Raw genomic sequence first — 16615 nt, forward strand, 5'->3', positions numbered from 1 at the left:
CGCGCCCGCTGCATCCACTGCCACTCGAACAAGGAAGTTCTGCATGAAACGACATGCCGCCTGGGCGGGCATGGCGTCGGGGATCGCGCTTGGCGCCGTCCCCGCGCTTGCATCGGCCGCAACGCTCGACGGTGCCACGCTGTCCGCTCTCTGGGGCATCCCGTTCGCCGGGATCCTGCTGTCCATCGCACTGTTCCCGCTCGTCGCCCCCGTGTTCTGGCATCACCACTTCGGCAAGATCGCGGCCGGGTGGGCGGTCGTGTTCCTGGTCCCGTTCGCGTTCGCGTTCGGCGCGGGCACCGCGTTCGGCACGCTCGTGCATGCGCTGCTCGAGGAATACATCCCGTTCATCGTGCTGCTCACCGCGCTCTATACGGTCGCGGGCGGCATCTGCGTGAACGGCAACCTGCACGGCACGCCGAAGCTGAACACCGCGATCCTCGCGCTCGGCACGCTGCTCGCGAGCGTGATGGGCACGACGGGCGCCGCGATGCTGCTGATCCGGCCGCTGCTGCGCGCCAACGACAATCGCAAGCATGTCGTGCACGTCGTGATCTTCTTCATCTTCCTGGTCGCGAACGCGGGCGGCTCGCTGTCGCCGCTCGGCGATCCGCCGCTGTTCCTCGGTTTCCTGAATGGCGTGAGCTTCTTCTGGACGACCACGCACCTCGCACTGCCGATGCTGTTCATCTGCGTGGTGCTGCTGACGCTGTTCTTCGCGCTCGATACGTACTTCTACCGGAAGGGCGGCGAGGAGCGGCCCGCCGCACTCGACCCGACACCCGACAGTGCCCGGCTGTCGATCGACGGCAAGATCAATTTCGTGCTGCTCGCGGCCGTGATCGGCCTGGTGCTGATGAGCGGCATCTGGAAGCCGGGCATCACGTTCGACGTGTGGGGCACGCACGTCGCGCTGCAGAATCTCGTGCGCGACGTCGCGCTCGTGGGCGTGACGCTCGCCTCGCTCGCGCTGACGCCGCGTTCCGCGCGCGAGGGCAACGCGTTCAACTGGGCGCCGATCGAGGAAGTCGCGAAGCTGTTCGCGGGGATCTTCGTGACGATCGCGCCGGTGATCGTGATCCTGCGCGCCGGTGCCGACGGCGCATTCGCGCAGATCGTCCATCTCGTCACGGGGCCGGACGGCAAGCCGATCGACGCGATGTACTTCTGGGCGACCGGCATCCTGTCGTCGTTCCTCGACAATGCGCCGACCTATCTCGTGTTCTTCAACCTCGCGGGCGGTGATGCGCAGTCGCTGATGACGACCGGCGCGTCGACGCTGGCCGCGATTTCTGCAGGCGCGGTGTTCATGGGTGCGAACAGCTATATCGGCAACGCGCCGAACTTCATGGTGAAGGCGATCGCCGAATCGCGCGGCGTGAAGATGCCGAGCTTCTTCGCTTATCTCGGCTGGGCGCTGATCGTGCTGATACCGGTATTCCTGCTTACGTCGTGGATCTTCTTCACGGCGTAAGCTGACGATTTTCAACCTAGAGCGGGTGGTTCCAGTGGCGCACGGCGCGCAGCGATCCGCCCGCGGCATGCGGAGATGGCGATGCAGAAGATCCTGGTCGCGCGTCCGATCTTTCCGGACGTGATCGAGCGGCTCAAGCAGTATTTCGACGTCGACTGGAACAACGGCGACGCACTCGCGCCCGACGCGCTCGCCGCGCGTCTGGCCGACAAGGACGGCGCGCTGACGGCCGGCGATCCGGTCGGTGCGGCCGAGCTCGCGGCGGCGCCGCGCCTGCGCGTCGTGGCGAACATGGCGGTCGGCTACAACAATTTCGACATGGCCGCGTTCAACGCGGCGAACGTGCTCGGCACCAACACCCCCGACGTGCTGAACGAGTCGACCGCCGATTTCGGCTGGGCGCTGATGATGGCCGCGGCCCGCCGGATCGCCGAATCCGAGCACTGGCTGCGGGCCGGCCACTGGCAGAAGTGGGCGTACGACGGTTTCCTCGGCAGCGACATCTACGGCTCGACGCTCGGCGTCATCGGGATGGGGCGCATCGGCCAGGCGCTCGCGCGCCGCGCGCGCGGCTTCGGGATGCAGGTGATCTATCACAACCGGTCGCGGGTCGCGCCCGAGATCGAGGCCGAGCTCAATGCCGAATACGTGTCGAAGGACGCGTTGCTCGCCCGCGCCGATCACGTCGTGCTCGTGCTGCCGTATACGAAGGAGAACCATCACACGATCGGCGCGGCCGAACTCGCGAAGATGAAGCCCACCGCGACGCTGACCAACATCGCGCGCGGCGGGATCGTCGACGACGCGGCGCTGGCCGTCGCGCTGCGCGCCGGGACGATCGCCGCGGCCGGCCTCGACGTGTACGAAGGCGAGCCGACGGTCCATCCGGCACTGCTCGAGGTGCCGAACGTCGTGCTGACGCCGCATATCGCGAGTGCGACCGAAAAGACGCGCCGCGCGATGGCGAACCTCGCCGCCGACAACCTGATCGCGGCGCTGGGCGAGGGGCCGCGCGCAGGGCAACCGCCGAATCCGATCAACCCTGACGTGATCGGGAAGCCGCGCGCATGACGATGACGTTGTTGCTTGCGGCGGTCGTCGTGCTGGCCGTCGCGCTTGCAGTGGCGATCGTCGCGCTCGTGCGTGGCGGTGGCCGCCACGACGACGCGGCGATACTCGGCGACCAGATCGAGGACGCCGCGCATGCGCAGGCGCGCGCAGTCGAGCGGCTCGAGCGCGAATTGCGCGGCGAGATCGTCGAGAACGCGCGCGGTTCGCGCACCGAGCTGGCCGGCAGCTTCGCGCAGCTTCAGCAGACGCTCGCCGCGCAACTGACGAGCGTCGCGACCGTGCAGAACAACCAGATCGAGGGTTTTGCACAGCAGCTCGGCAAGCTCGTCGCCGGCAACGCGCAGCAGTTCGACGCGATGCGCGAGAGCGTGCAGCGGCAGGCGCAGCAGGCGCGCGAGGAGCAGACGGGCGCGCTCAGGCTGTTCGGCGACACGTTGAACCGGCAGCTCACGCAATTGACCGAAGCGAACGACCGCCGGATCGGCGAGGTGCGCGCGACGCTCGAACAGCGGCTGAAGGAAATCGAGACGAACAACGCGGCGAAGCTCGAGGAGATGCGCCGCACCGTCGACGAGAAACTGCACGCGACGCTCGAGCAGCGGCTCGGCGAATCGTTCAAGCTCGTGTCGGACCGGCTCGAGCAGGTGCATCGCGGGCTCGGCGAGATGCAGACGCTCGCGGCGGGCGTTGGCGACCTGAAGAAGGTGCTGACCAACGTGAAGACGCGCGGCACCTGGGGCGAAGTGCAGCTCGAGGCGCTGCTCGAACAGATGCTGACGCCCGAGCAGTACGCGAAGAACGTCGCGACGGTGCCGAAGAGCAGCGAGCGCGTCGAGTTCGCGATCCGGCTGCCGGGGCGCGAGGCCGGCACGCGCGACGCGCCGCCCGTGTGGCTGCCGATCGACGCGAAATTTCCGCGCGAGGACTACGAGCGGCTGATCGACGCGCAGGAGCGTGCGGATGCGGTGGCGGTGGAGGAGGCGGCCCGCGCGCTCGAGGCACGCGTGCGGCTGGAGGCGCGCACGATCGCCGAGAAGTATGTCGCGCCGCCGCACACGACCGATTTCGCGCTGCTGTTCCTGCCGACCGAGGGGCTCTATGCGGAGATCCTGCGCCGCCCGGGGCTGACCGACCTGTTGCAGCGCGACTATCGCGTGACGGTCGCCGGCCCGACGACGCTCACCGCATTGTTGAACAGCCTGCAGATGGGTTTCCGCACGCTCGCGATCGAGCAGCGGTCGAGCGAGGTGTGGCAGGTGCTCGGGGCGGTGAAGACGGAGTTCGGCAAGTTCGGCGACGTGCTCGCGCGCACGAAGTCGCAGCTCGAAACGGTCACGCGCTCGATCGAGGCCGCCGAGCAGCGCACCCGCGTGATGAACCGCAAGCTGAAGCAGGTCGAGGCGCTGCCGGGCGATACGGCGGCAGGGCTGCTGGGTGCGGAAGGGGCCGACGGTGCCGATGCGGACGACGCATGACGCACATGGCCGACATCGGCTGGAAAGCAAAAACGGGCGCCGCGGCGCCCGTTTTCTTTTGACGCGATGGCCGGCGTGGCCGGCTCGCGGTCAATGCCCGGCGAGCGTATCCAGTGCGTCGCCCGTGACGCGAACGATGCGCCAGTCGGGCAGCACGGTTGCGCCCATCTTTTCGTAGAAATCGATCGCCGGCTGGTTCCAGTCGAGGACCGACCATTCGAAGCGTCCGCAACGGCGCTCGACGGCCAGGGCAGCGAGGTGACGCAGCATCGCGGTGCCGAGGCCCGTGCCGCGCTGCGACGGCTGCACGTACAGGTCCTCGAGATAGAGGCCGCGACGGCCGAGGAACGTCGAATAATTGTGGAAGAACAGCGCATACGCGACGATCGCGCCGTCGTGCTCGGCCACCCTTGCCTCGGCGGCAGGCTGCTCGCCGAACAGCGCGTCGGCGAGATCGGCCTCGGTCGCGACGAACAGGTGCGCAAGTTTCTCGAACTCGGCCAGCTCGCGCATCAGCGCGAGGATCGCGCCGACGTCGCGTGCCTGGGCCGCGCGGATCAGCGGTGTGCCGCTCACGCTTCTTCCGGCGGGTCGGACAGCACGATCTCGATGCCGCCGAAGCGCGATGCGACCCAGTTGTACGCGTGGCATGCGATCCACAGCAGTACGAAGCCGAGGATGGCGTTCAGCAGCAGCGCGCTCAGGATCGTGCTCAGTTCGACCATCCCGTAGCGAACGTACGCGACGAGAATGCCGAGCAGCACGATCGGCACGCTGAACGTCAGGTAGACGAGGATCAGCGCTTTTGCGGTCTGCCCCGCGGCGATCGACGAAATTTGTTTCTTCATGTGCGGATTGCCCCCGTAGAGATATACCGATAGTGGAATTCAGATCAGGCCGTCGAGCGGCAGGATGTCGACCGGGGTGCCCGCGTCGACTGCCGCGGTATCGTGGCCCAGGACGATGAAACAGTTGGCGGCCGCGAGGCCGCTCAGCGACGCGGAACTCTGCGAGCCGGCCGGTGCGACGTGCCAGCGGCCGTCGGCGGCGCGCGTCGCGACGCCGCGCAGGTAGTCGGTGCGGCCCGGGCGCGTCTTCAGCGCTTGCGTGCTGAGTGCGGTATGCATCGCCGGCGGCTGGGCCTGCGCGCCGGCCAGCGTCAGCAGCGCGGGGCGCACGATCGCGTAGAACGTCACGGCAGACGCGACCGGGTTGCCGGGCAGGCCGAAGAACAGCGTGTGACCGGCGCCGTCGGCGGCGCGTGCGAGCGTGCCGCACGCGAGCGGCCGGCCGGGACGCAGCGCGAGGCTGGCGAACGTTACGTCGCCGAGCCGTGCCATGACGTCGCGCGTGAAGTCGGCTTCGCCGACCGATACGCCGCCCGACGTGATCACCGCATCGGCCTGCGCGGCGACCGCGCTGCGCAAGGCGGCTTCGAGCGCGGCCGGGTCGTCGCGGACGATCCCGAGATCGACCGCGTCGACATGCAGCCTTTCGAGCATCGCGATCAGCATCCCGCGGTTGCTGTCGTACAGGGCGCCGGGGCCGAGCGGCTCGCCGGGCTCGCGCAGTTCGTCGCCGGTGGAGAACACGGCGACGCGCACGCGCCGGCGCACCGCAACTTCGGGGAAACCGAACGACGCGAGCAGGCCGAGATCGGACGGCCGCAGGATGCGGCCTGCGGCAAGCGCGCACGCGCCGCGCGCGAGGTCCTCGCCGGCCTTGCGGCAGTTCGCGCCGCGCGCGATGTCGTGCGCGGCGAAGTGGATCGTGTCGCCGTCGACGCGCACGCGTTCCTGCGGAATCACCGTGTCGCAGCCGGCCGGCATCGGCGCGCCCGTCATGATGCGCACGCATGATCCCGCCGCCACGGCGCCGTCGAACGGATGGCCGGCGAGCGCGGTGCCGGCGATCGTCAGCGCGACCTCCGCTTGCGGCGATGCGTGCGTGCCCGTGCTGCCGTCGAACGCATAGCCGTCCATCGCCGAGTTGTCGTACGCGGGAATGTCGAACGGGGCGTTCACGTCGGCCGCGAGCACGCGGTCGAGTGCATCGCGCAGCGTCACCGTGTCACACGCGTCGACCGGCACCGCGAAGCGGCACGCGAGCGCCTGCGCGTCGGCGAGCGACAGCGGGGCATCGGAATCGGGTGCGGTTCGGGGGGCGGGCGAGGATTGCGTGATCATCAGTCGGACTGCGCCGCAAGGCGTATCGGGTTCGTGGCCGGTGGCGCGAGGAGGGTGCCTGGGCGCGGGTTGCGCGTGCGGCGGGCGGGAACCGCGCGGGTGCCGTCAGCGGCGGGCCAGCGCGGCGAGTTCCTGCCAGGAGTTGGCATTGTAAAACGCACGCTCGTCGTGAAACTCGACTTCGACCGTCTTGTGGCGTGCGTACCACGCACGCACCTTGCGGTCGCCGGCGGCGAGCCGGGCGGCGAGATCATCGGCCAGCGACGTGCGCAGCAGCGCGAACGTCGGCTGCGGCGAGCGCACTTGTTGTGCATCGACGGTCACCGCCATGGCGATGTCGGCCTGCCGCGCGTCGAGCGCCGCTTGCAACCGTGCGACGAGGTCGGCCGGCAGATAGGGTGTATCGCATGGCGAACACGCGACGAGCGGCGCGCGTGCCGCCCGCATGCCGGCGAGCAGGCCCGCGAGCGGGCCGGGGAAGTCGGGTGTTTCGTCCGCGACGATGCGCGCGTCGAATGGCGCACCGAGTTCGGCGTAGCGATCGGCATGGCGATTCGCGCTGATCAGCGTCTCGTCGACCTGCGGCGAGAGCCGGCGCAGCACGTGCAGCGCGAGCGGCATGCCGTCGAGCAACTGCAGGCCCTTGTCGACGCCATCCATGCGTGTGGCGCGCCCGCCTGCGAGCAGCAGGCCGGCGATCGTGGGAGAGGCGGAAGCGGGCATGGTAAGAGGGCGGGATGGGCGGCGTGCGTCAGCCGCCGATATACGACATCTCGACCCGCTTGCCGGCGCCGTCGGGCACGGCGTCGGCCGATGCGCTGCCGCGCAGTTGCGAATAACGGTCGGTGCGGGCCTGCCAGATGCGGGCGATCGCGGTCGCGATCTCGGCGTCGCTCGCGCCGCCGCGCACGAGCGCGCGCAGATCGTGGCCGGTCGACGCGAACAGGCACAGGTACAGCTTGCCTTCGGTCGACAGCCGCGCGCGCGTGCAGTCGCCGCAGAAGGCCTGCGTGACGCTGGAAATCACGCCGATCTCGCCGCCGCCGTCCGCATAGCCCCAGCGCTGCGCGGTTTCGGCCGCCGTGTGCGGATCGAGCGGTACGAGCGGGAAGTGTTCGGCGATCCGTGCGATGACGTCGGCCGATGGCAGCACCTCGGTCATGTTCCAGCCGTTCGACGTGCCGACGTCCATGTATTCGATGAAGCGCAGGATCACGCCGGTGCCGCGGAAACGCTCGGCCATCGGCAGGATCTCGCTGTCGTTGGTGCCGCGCTTCACGACCATGTTGACCTTGACCGGTGCGAGGCCCACGGCCTGGGCCGCGAAGATGCCGTCGAGCACGTCGGCGCTCGCGAACTCGGCATCGTTCATGCGCTTGAACAACGTATCGTCGAGCGCGTCGAGGCTGACCGTCACGCGCGTGAGCCCGGCGTCCTTCAGCGCGCGCGCCTTGCGTGCGAGCAGCGAACCGTTGGTCGTGAGCGTCAGGTCGAGCGGGCGGCCGTCGTGGGTGGTCAGGCGGGCGAGGCGCTCGATCAGGAATTCGAGATTCTTGCGCAGCAGCGGCTCGCCGCCCGTGATGCGGATCTTCTCGACGCCGTGTGCGACAAAGAGTCGCGCCACGCGTTCGATTTCCTCGTGCGTGAGCAGCGCTCTGTGCGGCAGGAACGGGTAGTCCTTGTCGAAGACGGCGCGTGGCATGCAGTACACGCAGCGGAAGTTGCAGCGATCCGTCACCGAAATGCGCAGGTCGCGCAGCGGCCTGGCGAACGTGTCGGCCAGCGTGCCGTCCGGGGCGTGCGCGACGCCGGAGACGTCCGGCATCCCGCTGACGTCGGCGAGAGGAATGATGCGTCGGGACATGTTGAAAGAAGTGCGAACCAGACCTCTATTTTAGCCGCAAGCGGCCGGTCGGTCCGGTGGGCGGAAACCCGCAGCGCGGACATGAAAAAGCCCGCCGGAGGCGGGCTTTTCCTGGTCGGACGATACGTCGATCAGTGATGCGTCGTTTCGACCTGCTGCATCGGGGCCGTATCGACCGGCGGCAGCGCCTTGCGTTCGCGCGGCACGCGAGCCGGACGCGGGAGGCGCGACGCGGCTTCCTGCGCAGCGGCGAACTTGCCGGCGTCCGTGTTCACCCAGACGAGACCAGCCTGCTCCAGCACGGTATCCAGGCTCGCCGAAGCGGGCGCGGCCGCCGGTTGGGCGGGGGCCGGAGTCGGTGCCGGTGCGGCGACGGCCTCGACCGGCGCGGCTTCGACATGGGCCGGCTCCGCAGCCACCGGAGCGGCTTCGGTCGTCACGGCCGGTGCGGCTTGCTCGACGGGGGCCTGCTGAGGCGCCTCGACGGCGACGGGCGCTGCCGGCACTTCGAACGCGTCGGTCGGCGAAACCGCGACCGGAGCCGGACCGGCTTCCGTATCGACGGCCGGTGCGACCGGTACCGGTTCTGCTGCCTGGGCGACCACGGCTGCTTCGACCGGTGCTGCCTCGACGACGTGTACCGGTGCCGGTTGCGGCTCGACAGCGGCCGGTGCTGCCGGTTCGGCATGGTGCTCGACCACGGCTTCGGCGACGACGGCGCTTGCCGCGGCGGCTGCCACGACGACTGCCGGTGCGGCCGGGTGGGCCGGTTCGGCAGCAGCCGGTGCTTCCGGCGTCACGGCTTGCACCGTCACTTCGCCTTCTGCGCCTTGCTCGGCGTGGTCGACGACTGCGCCGTCTTCCTCGCGCTCGCGACGACCGCCGCGGCGGCCGCGACGGCGACGGCGACGTTCCTCGCCATCACGCGCGCCGGCTTCCGCATCGGCTGCCAGCTCGGCGCCGGGCAGGGCTTCCGCGACGGCCTTGTCGGCTTCCGCGTCCGGATGGGTTTCGCCGCGGGTGACGGTTTCCAGCGTGGCCGCATGCTGAGTCGGCTTGCGGCGCTCGCGACGTTCCTGGCGCTCGCCACGACCCGCAGCTTCAACGCCTTCCGGCTGCTCGACACGCTCGCGCGGTTCACGCGGTTCGCGGTTCTCACGCGGTTCGCGCGGCTCACGGCTTTCACGCGGCTCGCGGCCTTCGCGCGGGCTGCGGCCCTCGCGACCTTCGCGGTTCTCGCGACCTTCACGCGGTTCACGACCCTCGCGCGGTTCGCGGCCTTCACGCGGCTCACGAGCCTCACGCGGTTCGCGCACTTCCTTGCCTTCGCGCTCCTGGCGTTGCGGCTGGCCACGGCCTGCCGCGACCTGGTCGCGGCCGCCTTGCGCCTGCTGGGCGCCGCCGCGACGGTTGCGGTTGCGATCGCCACCGCGTTCGCCGCGTTGCTCGGACTTCTCGGCGCGTTCGCCGCGAGCCGGACGGGCTGCCTGCTCCTTCGCCGGGGCCGGAGCAACCGGTGCGGGTGCGGGCGCCGGCGATACGCCGAACAGACCCTTCAGCCAGCCGATGAAGCCGCCGGTTGCCGGCGCGACAGGCGCGGGCGCTGCAACGGGTTCGACCGGGCGCTGCGGTGCCGGGCTCGGGGCCGGACGCTCGGGCGTGATGCCCTTGACCGCGGCTTCCTGCTTCGGCTTCACTTCCGCCGCGCGCTTGCTGTAGCCGGTTTCCGACTCGAGTTCGCGGGCGGCTTCCTCGGCCATCTTCCAGGACGCGCGCGGGTCGTCGAGACGGGCGTCGTCGTGGCGCAGGCGCTCGAGCTTGTAGTGCGGCGTATCGAGGTGCTTGTTCGGGATCAGCACGATGCCGACCTTGAAGCGCGACTCGATCTTGTTGATTTCCTGACGCTTTTCGTTGAGCAGGAAGGCGGTCACCTCGACCGGCACCTGGCAGTGGATCGCCGCGGTGTTTTCCTTCATCGCTTCTTCCTGAATGATCCGCAGGACCTGCAGCGCGGACGATTCGGTATCGCGGATGTGACCGGTGCCGTTACAACGCGGGCAGGTCACGTGGCTGCCTTCCGACAGGGCCGGACGCAGGCGCTGGCGCGACAGTTCCATCAGGCCGAAGCGGGAGATCTTGCCCATCTGGACGCGCGCGCGGTCATGCTTGAGCGCGTCTTTCAGGCGCTGCTCGACTTCGCGCTGGCTCTTCGCCGATTCCATGTCGATGAAATCGATCACGATCAGGCCGCCGAGGTCACGCAGGCGGAGCTGGCGGGCGACTTCGTCGGCCGCTTCGAGGTTCGTGCGGGTCGCCGTTTCCTCGATGTCCGCGCCCTTGGTCGCACGCGCCGAGTTCACGTCGATCGCGACGAGCGCTTCGGTGTGGTCGATCACGATCGCGCCACCCGACGGCAGCGGTACCGTGCGCGAATACGCGGTTTCGATCTGGTGTTCGATCTGGAAGCGGGAGAACAGCGGCACGTCGTCGTGGTAGCGCTTCACCTTCGCGACGTTGTCCGGCATCACGATGTCCATGAAGGCGCGGGCCTGATCGTGGATTTCGTTCGTGTCGATCAGGATTTCGCCGATATCGGGCTGGAAATAGTCCCGGATCGCGCGGATCACGAGGCTCGATTCCAGATAGATCAGCATCGGCTGGCCGGGGTTGCCGCTTTGCGACGCCGCTTCGATCGCGCGCCACAGTTGCAGCAGGTAGTTCAGGTCCCACTGCAGTTCCTCGGCGCTGCGGCCGATGCCCGCGGTACGGGCGATCATGCTCATGCCGTCCGGGATCTGCAGTTGCGCCATCGTCTCGCGCAGTTCCTGACGCTCGTCGCCTTCGATCCGGCGCGACACGCCGCCGCCGCGCGGATTGTTCGGCATCAGCACCAGGTAGCGGCCGGCGAGCGAGATGAACGTGGTGAGGGCGGCGCCCTTGTTGCCGCGCTCTTCCTTCTCGACCTGGACGATCAGTTCCTGGCCTTCGCGCAGGGCATCCTGGATGCGCGCGGAGCGCATGTCGATGCCTTCCTTGAAGTACTGGCGGGCGACTTCCTTGAACGGCAGGAAGCCGTGGCGGTCCTCGCCGTAGTTGACGAAGCACGCTTCGAGCGACGGCTCGATACGGGTGATGACACCTTTGTAGATATTGCCTTTGCGCTGTTCGCGCCCGGCTGTCTCGATGTCGATGTCGATGAGCTTTTGCCCATCGACGATGGCGACGCGCAGCTCCTCCTGCTGCGTCGCATTGAACAGCATGCGTTTCATGAACGACTCCAGGCGGCTCTGCTGGCGGCGCCTCGCGGTTGTCAGTCGCGAGGGCGGGAACGACGGCAGGCCGCACCTTGTTGTGTTGTCACGAGCACGCTGGAGCGGGAACGATGGCGGGGAGAATTGCCTGAAGAGGCGCTTGGGCCCGAAAGACGGGGCCGGCGGCCATAGGGCACCTGCGAACACGGCTTCAAAGCACGGCGTCCACACACCGCACGCTGTCAAAGCGCGCTAAGCCTGAGGCCGGGCACTGCCGCGGGGCGCGTCGCCATGCGACGCGCGTGCCAACGGGCGGCAGATGCTGCGGCTCGGGCCGCAGCGGGGAGTATCGAATCCAGCCCGACTTTCCCGCCTGGGGTGTACTTCCCTGGTTTGACGTCGCCAGGCCCCGCACGCTTCGCGGAGCCAAATCGGGCGCAACGCCGTAATTTTCGCAACCGGCAGCCTGCGCGGACGCACTTCGCGCCGTCGGGCTGCCGATCAAATTCTTTTCAACCAACTTTCCGTTACCGCGGCGCCTTGCCGACCGAATCCGCCTGTGGGCGCGATCCTTGCCGACGGGCGGCGCCGTGCGTGCAACTTGCTGCATCTCTTTGATTAGGGGCGAGCAGCAGACCCCCGGCGCAAGTAAAATAACGGTTTGCGCTTGCGCCTTGCCCGGTTGGTCCGGGCCGGCCGGTGAGGCCGCCCGCAACGTCAGGCTGGGCAAAATTATATTCAGTATGAACGAGTTAGGCAAAATATCCCAGAATTCGGTCGCAAGCGGCCAGGTATCGATGATCGAGATCGATGAAAACTCGGCCGGTCAGCGTATCGACAACTTCCTGTTGCGCGTCTGTAAAGGCGTGCCGAAAAGCCATATTTACCGGATCCTGCGCAGCGGCGAAGTGCGCGTGAACAAGGGTCGGGTCGATGCGCAGTACCGGCTCGCGTTCGGCGACATCGTCCGCGTGCCGCCCGTGCGCGTGGCCGCCGCCGACCTCGCGCGTGCCGAAGCCACCATCGTGCCGCCCGCGCACTTCGACGTGCTGTTCGAGGACGACGCGATGCTCGTCATTAACAAGCCGGCCGGGGTGGCGGTCCACGGCGGCAGCGGCGTCGCGTTCGGCGTGATCGAGCAGATGCGCCAGGCGCGCCCGCGCGCGAAATTCCTCGAACTCGTGCACCGGCTCGACCGCGAGACGTCCGGGATCCTGATGCTCGCGAAGAAGCGTACGGCGCTGGTGGGCCTGCACGAACAGATTCGCGAGAACAGGATGGACAAGCGCTACTTCGCGTGCGTCCACGGTGAATGGCAGTCCGACTGGGGGCGTCGCCGCGCGGTGAAGGCGCCGCTGTTCAAGTATTCGACCCCGGAAGGGGAGCGCCGCGTGCGGGTGCAGGACGACGGGCTGCCGTCGCATACGGTGTTCAACCTCGTCGACCTGTGGCCCGAGTACGCGCTTCTCGAGGCGGAACTCAAAACGGGTCGGACCCATCAGATCCGTGTGCACCTCGCGCATCTCGGCCTGCCGATCGCCGGCGACGCCAAGTACGGCGATTTCGCACTGAACAAGGCGCTGGCGCGCGCGAATGCGCAGCCGTCGTTGAAACGGATGTTCCTGCATGCGTACCGGCTGCGCCTCGCCCACCCGCTGACCGGCGAGGCACTGCAGTTCGATGCGCCGCTGCCGGACGAATGCCGGCGCTTCCTCGATCAACTCAGCGCACTGCGCGATACCGCCTGAACTGCATGGCTCGACAGCAATTTGACCTGATCGTCTTCGACTGGGACGGCACGCTGATGGATTCGACTGCGCACATCGCGCACAGCATCCAGGCCGCATGCCGCGATCTCGGCTTGCCCACGCCGTCCGACGAGGCGTCACGCTACGTGATCGGCCTCGGCTTGCGCGATGCGCTGCAGATTACGGCTCCGACCCTCGATCCGTCCGACTATTCGCGGCTCGCCGAGCGCTACCGCTATCACTATTTGCTCGACGACCAGCGCATCGAGTTGTTCGCCGGCGTGCGCGAGCTGCTGGCCGAGTTGCGCGACACGGGCTATCTGCTCGCCGTTGCAACCGGCAAGGGTCGGGTCGGGTTGAACCGCGTGCTCGACCAGTCGAAGCTGACGAGCCTGTTCGATGCGACGCGCTGCGCCGACGAGACCTTCTCGAAACCGCATCCGGCGATGCTGCACGAACTGTCCCGGGAATTGGGGCAGGACCTGTCGCGCACCGTGATGATCGGCGACACGACCCACGACCTGCAGATGGCCGCGAGTGCCGGGGCCGCCGGCGTCGGCGTCGCGTACGGCGCGCACACGGCCGACGCACTGGCCGCGCTCGCGCCGCGCTTCGTCGCGCCGGACGTCGGTGCGCTGGCCGCGTGGCTGCGGGAGCACGCATGAGCGCGGCGCCGGACGCCGTGCGCGTGTGCGCATCGGATGCGCTGGCCGACGGCGGCGCCGGCGTGCGCGTCGATGCGACGCTGCGCGGCGAGCAAGCCGTCGTGTTCTTCGTGCGCTACGAGGGCCACGCATACGGCTACCTGAATCGCTGCGCGCATGTGCCGATGGAGCTCGACTGGGCCGAAGGGCAGTTCTTCGAATCGTCGGGCCTCTACCTGATGTGCGCGACGCATGGCGCGATCTACGAGCCGAACACCGGCAAGTGCGTCGGCGGCCCGTGCCGCGGCGGCCGCCTGCGACCGGTCGAGGTCGACGAGCGCGACACGTCCGACGGGCGTGCGGTATTCTGGGTGCCCGACGCCGACCTGCGTCCCGCTGTTCCCGCCACGACCGACTAACGATAACCCTGCATGGCCGACCAACCGAATTCCCCTGATTCCTCCCCCCGTTCCGATAGCCGTGAACCGAACTGGGAGCGTGCGGCGCTCGAGCGGATCGCGCTCGCGGCCGTCAAGGAGCAGCGCGCGGCGCGGCGCTGGAAGATCTTCTTCCGCTTCGCGTTCCTCGCCGTATTCGTGCTGTTCGCGTTCGCGCTGATCGATTTCTCGAGCGATTCGAAGTTCTCGTCGAGCGGGCGGCATACGGCGCTCGTGACGATCGACGGCGAGATCGCGGCCGGCGTCAACGCAAATGCCGAGGACATCAACACGGCGCTCGACGCCGCGTTCGACGACGACGGCACGGCCGGTGTCGTGCTGCGGATCAACAGCCCGGGCGGCAGCCCGGTGCAGGCGGGGATGGTCTACGACGAGATCCGCCGGCTGCGCGCGAAGCATCCGGACAAGCCGTTGTATGTCGTCGTGACCGACATGTGCGCATCGGGCGGCTATTACATCGCGTCCGCGGCCGACAAGATCTTCGTCGACAAGGCGAGCATCGTCGGGTCGATCGGCGTGCTGATGGACGGGTTCGGCTTTACCGGGCTGATGGGCAAGCTCGGCGTCGAGCGGCGCCTGCATACGTCGGGTGAAAACAAGGGCTTCTACGACCCGTTCTCGCCGGAAACGCCGAAGATGGACGCGCATGCGCAGGCATTGCTCGACCAGGTGCACGCGCAGTTCATCAAGGCCGTGAAGGATGGCCGCGGCAAGCGGCTGCACGAGACACCCGACATGTTCTCGGGACTGTTCTGGACCGGCGAGAAGAGCGTCGAGCTCGGGCTGGCGGACGGTTACGGCACGACCGACACGGTCGCGCGCGACGTGCTGAAGGCGCCGGATCTTGTCGACTATACGGTGAAGGAAAGCCTGACGAACCGCGTCGCGCGCAAGTTCGGTGCGGCCGTCGGCGGCGCCGCGATGAAGGCGCTGACGGCCGGCGGCGCGTCGGTCAGCCTGCGCTGACCGGAGGCGGGCGGGCCGCGATGGCCCGCCGTTCACCTGGCGGAGCGCCTGCCGCGTTCAGTTCGCCAGCAGCAGGAAGATCGCAGGGCGCTTGTGCAGATTCGGCGCAGGCGCCTTTTTCCAGTCCGCGACGGTACGACTCGCGATCGTCTCGGTCGCGAGGGTCAGGTCGGCCGCGACGCAGATCTGCGTCGACGGCGCGCAGGTCGCGACGAGCGTGTCGAGCATCGCCTGATTCCGGTACGGCGTTTCGATGAAGATCTGCGTCTGGCGCGCCTTGCGTGACAGTTGTTCGAGTTCGCGCAGGCGTTTCGCGCGCGCGGCCGCGTCGACCGGCAGGTAGCCGTTGAATGCGAAGCTCTGGCCATTCAGGCCCGATGCCATCAGGGCGAGCAGGATCGAACTCGGCCCGACGAGCGGCACCACCTTCACGCCGCGCTCGTGCGCGCGGCGCACCAGCAACGCACCGGGGTCGGCGACGGCCGGGCAGCCGGCTTCGGACACGAGGCCGGCGTCCGCACCGGCCAGTACGGGCGCGAGCAGCCGGTCGATGGCGCCGGCCGGCGTGTTGACGTTCAGTTCGCTGATCTCGATTTCCTGGATCGGGCGCGTCGTGCCGATCTTCTTCAGAAATGCACGCGTCGTCTTCGCGTTCTCGCCGATGTAATAGCCGAGCGTGCCGGCGCGCGCCTGCACGGCCGCGGGCAGGACGGCCGCGAGCATCGATTCGTCGCCTTCGCCGAGCGTGTTCGGGACGAGGTAAAGCGTGCCGGCGGTCATGCGCGGTCTCCACGGGTGGTTGCAAACAACGGATAGTCGGCGGCGCGCAGCATGCGCGTGAGCGCGATCAGCGGCAGGCCGACGAGCGCGGTCGGGTCATTCGAGTCGATCGCGTCGAGCAGCGCGATGCCGAGCCCTTCGGACTTCGCGCTGCCGGCGACGTCGTACGGCGTTTCGGCGCGCAGGTACGCATCGAGTTCGGCCTCGGGCAGCGAGCGGAAGCGCACGTGCGTGACGATGTCCTCGACCTGCGCTTCACCCGTCCGGCTGTCGTACAGGCATAGCGCGCTGTGGAATTCGACTTCGCGGCCCTGCATCGACACGAGTTGCGCGAGCGCGCGCTCATGGGTGCCGGGCTTGCCGATCTGGAGCCCGTCGAAGGTCGCGACCTGATCCGACCCGATCACGAGCACGCCGTCGGGCGCGTCGATCGTCGCGGCGACGGCGCGCGCTTTCGCGCCGGCGAGCCGCAGGGCGGTCGCGGCCGGCGTTTCGCCGTCGTGCGGGGTTTCGTCGAGGTCGGGCGACACGACGTCGAAGGGGATGCCGAGGCGCTCGAGGAGCGCGCGGCGGTAGCGTGAACTGGAGGCAAGAATCAGCCGCGGCGGGCGGCAAACGGTATCCGGCATGGTCGGTTGGATCGGTGAGTCGTCAGGTGTTGTGCGGCGTTGCGCGGACGCAAGCTTAAGTGATTGACC

General features: G+C 68.5%; 15 protein-coding genes. 7 read left to right on the forward strand and 8 right to left on the reverse strand.

Features of this window, described 5'->3' with window-relative positions; all coding sequences use genetic code 11:
- The first annotated feature begins 43 nt into the window (after positions 1–43).
- The 3 genes from CFB40_RS05650 to rmuC all read left to right on the forward strand — a co-directional run bounded on the left by CFB40_RS05650 (position 44) and on the right by rmuC (position 4020).
- Positions 44–1474: a sodium:proton antiporter gene (locus CFB40_RS05650; protein WP_089424834.1), complete on the forward strand. Its 1431-nt coding sequence runs from the start codon at positions 44–46 to the stop codon at positions 1472–1474.
- 81 nt (positions 1475–1555) lie between these two features.
- Positions 1556–2545, forward strand: a complete 990-nt coding sequence (locus CFB40_RS05655) for a 2-hydroxyacid dehydrogenase (RefSeq protein WP_089425869.1) — start codon at positions 1556–1558, stop codon at positions 2543–2545.
- Positions 2542–4020, forward strand: a complete 1479-nt coding sequence (gene rmuC, locus CFB40_RS05660) for a DNA recombination protein RmuC (protein WP_089430778.1) — start codon at positions 2542–2544, stop codon at positions 4018–4020. The genes CFB40_RS05655 and rmuC overlap by 4 nt, the downstream gene beginning before the upstream one ends.
- A 90-nt stretch (positions 4021–4110) precedes the next feature.
- Here the strand turns inward: rmuC and CFB40_RS05665 are convergent, their stop codons facing one another.
- From CFB40_RS05665 to CFB40_RS05690, 6 genes are all read right to left on the reverse strand, one after another.
- Positions 4111–4596, reverse strand: coding sequence for a GNAT family N-acetyltransferase (locus CFB40_RS05665; RefSeq protein ID WP_089424836.1), 486 nt, complete (start codon positions 4594–4596; stop codon positions 4111–4113).
- Positions 4593–4868 (reverse strand): hypothetical protein, encoded by a 276-nt coding sequence (locus CFB40_RS05670; RefSeq protein ID WP_006401288.1) that lies wholly within the window; start codon positions 4866–4868, stop codon positions 4593–4595. The genes CFB40_RS05665 and CFB40_RS05670 overlap by 4 nt, the downstream gene beginning before the upstream one ends.
- A gap of 39 nt (positions 4869–4907) precedes the next feature.
- Positions 4908–6206 (reverse strand): molybdopterin molybdotransferase MoeA, encoded by a 1299-nt coding sequence (gene moeA / locus CFB40_RS05675; protein WP_089430779.1) that lies wholly within the window; start codon positions 6204–6206, stop codon positions 4908–4910.
- 105 nt (positions 6207–6311) lie between these two features.
- The gene (gene mobA / locus CFB40_RS05680) at positions 6312–6929 is read right to left on the reverse strand and encodes a molybdenum cofactor guanylyltransferase MobA (RefSeq protein WP_089430780.1); all 618 of its coding nucleotides are present in this window, start codon (positions 6927–6929) and stop codon (positions 6312–6314) included.
- 28 nt (positions 6930–6957) lie between these two features.
- Positions 6958–8070, reverse strand: a complete 1113-nt coding sequence (moaA, locus tag CFB40_RS05685) for a GTP 3',8-cyclase MoaA (RefSeq protein ID WP_089430781.1) — start codon at positions 8068–8070, stop codon at positions 6958–6960.
- 131 nt (positions 8071–8201) lie between these two features.
- Complete coding sequence (locus CFB40_RS05690; protein ID WP_089430782.1) at positions 8202–11339, reverse strand: Rne/Rng family ribonuclease; 3138 nt, start codon at positions 11337–11339, stop codon at positions 8202–8204.
- A 725-nt stretch (positions 11340–12064) separates the two neighbouring features.
- Here CFB40_RS05690 and CFB40_RS05695 point away from each other — a divergent pair.
- Genes CFB40_RS05695 through CFB40_RS05710 form a run of 4 tightly spaced genes read left to right on the forward strand, consistent with a single transcriptional unit; the run spans position 12065 to position 15137 of the window.
- The gene (locus CFB40_RS05695; protein ID WP_089424841.1) at positions 12065–13069 is read left to right on the forward strand and encodes an RluA family pseudouridine synthase; all 1005 of its coding nucleotides are present in this window, start codon (positions 12065–12067) and stop codon (positions 13067–13069) included.
- Between the two features lie 5 nt (positions 13070–13074).
- The gene (locus CFB40_RS05700; RefSeq protein ID WP_043181953.1) at positions 13075–13734 is read left to right on the forward strand and encodes an HAD-IA family hydrolase; all 660 of its coding nucleotides are present in this window, start codon (positions 13075–13077) and stop codon (positions 13732–13734) included.
- Positions 13731–14132 carry a Rieske (2Fe-2S) protein gene (locus CFB40_RS05705; RefSeq protein WP_089424842.1) on the forward strand — a complete coding sequence of 134 codons (402 nt, stop codon included), beginning with the start codon at positions 13731–13733 and terminating at the stop codon, positions 14130–14132. The genes CFB40_RS05700 and CFB40_RS05705 overlap by 4 nt, the downstream gene beginning before the upstream one ends.
- A 12-nt stretch (positions 14133–14144) precedes the next feature.
- Positions 14145–15137, forward strand: coding sequence for a S49 family peptidase (locus tag CFB40_RS05710; RefSeq protein ID WP_089424843.1), 993 nt, complete (start codon positions 14145–14147; stop codon positions 15135–15137).
- A 57-nt stretch (positions 15138–15194) separates the two neighbouring features.
- On the opposite strand, the gene CFB40_RS05715 is transcribed toward CFB40_RS05710, so the two are convergent.
- Together CFB40_RS05715 and CFB40_RS05720 are read right to left on the reverse strand one after the other, a co-directional pair.
- Positions 15195–15917: an SAM-dependent methyltransferase gene (locus CFB40_RS05715; protein ID WP_089424844.1), complete on the reverse strand. Its 723-nt coding sequence runs from the start codon at positions 15915–15917 to the stop codon at positions 15195–15197.
- A complete protein-coding gene (locus tag CFB40_RS05720; RefSeq protein WP_089424845.1) occupies positions 15914–16546 on the reverse strand; it encodes a Maf-like protein in 633 nt (210 codons plus the stop codon). Before CFB40_RS05720 ends, CFB40_RS05715 begins: the two co-directional genes overlap by 4 nt.
- Between the last annotated feature and the right edge of the window lie 69 nt (positions 16547–16615).

It is taken from the genome of Burkholderia sp. AU31652 (assembly GCF_002223155.1).
Taxonomy (GTDB): domain Bacteria; phylum Pseudomonadota; class Gammaproteobacteria; order Burkholderiales; family Burkholderiaceae; genus Burkholderia.

Excerpts from the sequence above, each read along its gene's own strand:
- CFB40_RS05650 (WP_089424834.1), top strand. The coding sequence starts at position 44 with ATGAAACGACATGCCGCCTGGGCGGGCATGGCGTCGGGGATCGCGCTT.
- mobA (WP_089430780.1), bottom strand. The coding sequence starts at position 6,929 with ATGCCCGCTTCCGCCTCTCCCACGATCGCCGGCCTGCTGCTCGCAGGC.
- moeA (WP_089430779.1), bottom strand. The coding sequence starts at position 6,206 with ATGATCACGCAATCCTCGCCCGCCCCCCGAACCGCACCCGATTCCGAT.
- CFB40_RS05670 (WP_006401288.1), bottom strand. The coding sequence starts at position 4,868 with ATGAAGAAACAAATTTCGTCGATCGCCGCGGGGCAGACCGCAAAAGCG.
- CFB40_RS05700 (WP_043181953.1), top strand. The coding sequence starts at position 13,075 with ATGGCTCGACAGCAATTTGACCTGATCGTCTTCGACTGGGACGGCACG.
- CFB40_RS05705 (WP_089424842.1), top strand. The coding sequence starts at position 13,731 with ATGAGCGCGGCGCCGGACGCCGTGCGCGTGTGCGCATCGGATGCGCTG.
- rmuC (WP_089430778.1), top strand. The coding sequence starts at position 2,542 with ATGACGATGACGTTGTTGCTTGCGGCGGTCGTCGTGCTGGCCGTCGCG.
- CFB40_RS05720 (WP_089424845.1), bottom strand. The coding sequence starts at position 16,546 with ATGCCGGATACCGTTTGCCGCCCGCCGCGGCTGATTCTTGCCTCCAGT.
- moaA (WP_089430781.1), bottom strand. The coding sequence starts at position 8,070 with ATGTCCCGACGCATCATTCCTCTCGCCGACGTCAGCGGGATGCCGGAC.
- CFB40_RS05715 (WP_089424844.1), bottom strand. The coding sequence starts at position 15,917 with ATGACCGCCGGCACGCTTTACCTCGTCCCGAACACGCTCGGCGAAGGC.
- CFB40_RS05710 (WP_089424843.1), top strand. The coding sequence starts at position 14,145 with ATGGCCGACCAACCGAATTCCCCTGATTCCTCCCCCCGTTCCGATAGC.
- CFB40_RS05695 (WP_089424841.1), top strand. The coding sequence starts at position 12,065 with ATGAACGAGTTAGGCAAAATATCCCAGAATTCGGTCGCAAGCGGCCAG.
- CFB40_RS05655 (WP_089425869.1), top strand. The coding sequence starts at position 1,556 with ATGCAGAAGATCCTGGTCGCGCGTCCGATCTTTCCGGACGTGATCGAG.
- CFB40_RS05690 (WP_089430782.1), bottom strand. The coding sequence starts at position 11,339 with ATGAAACGCATGCTGTTCAATGCGACGCAGCAGGAGGAGCTGCGCGTC.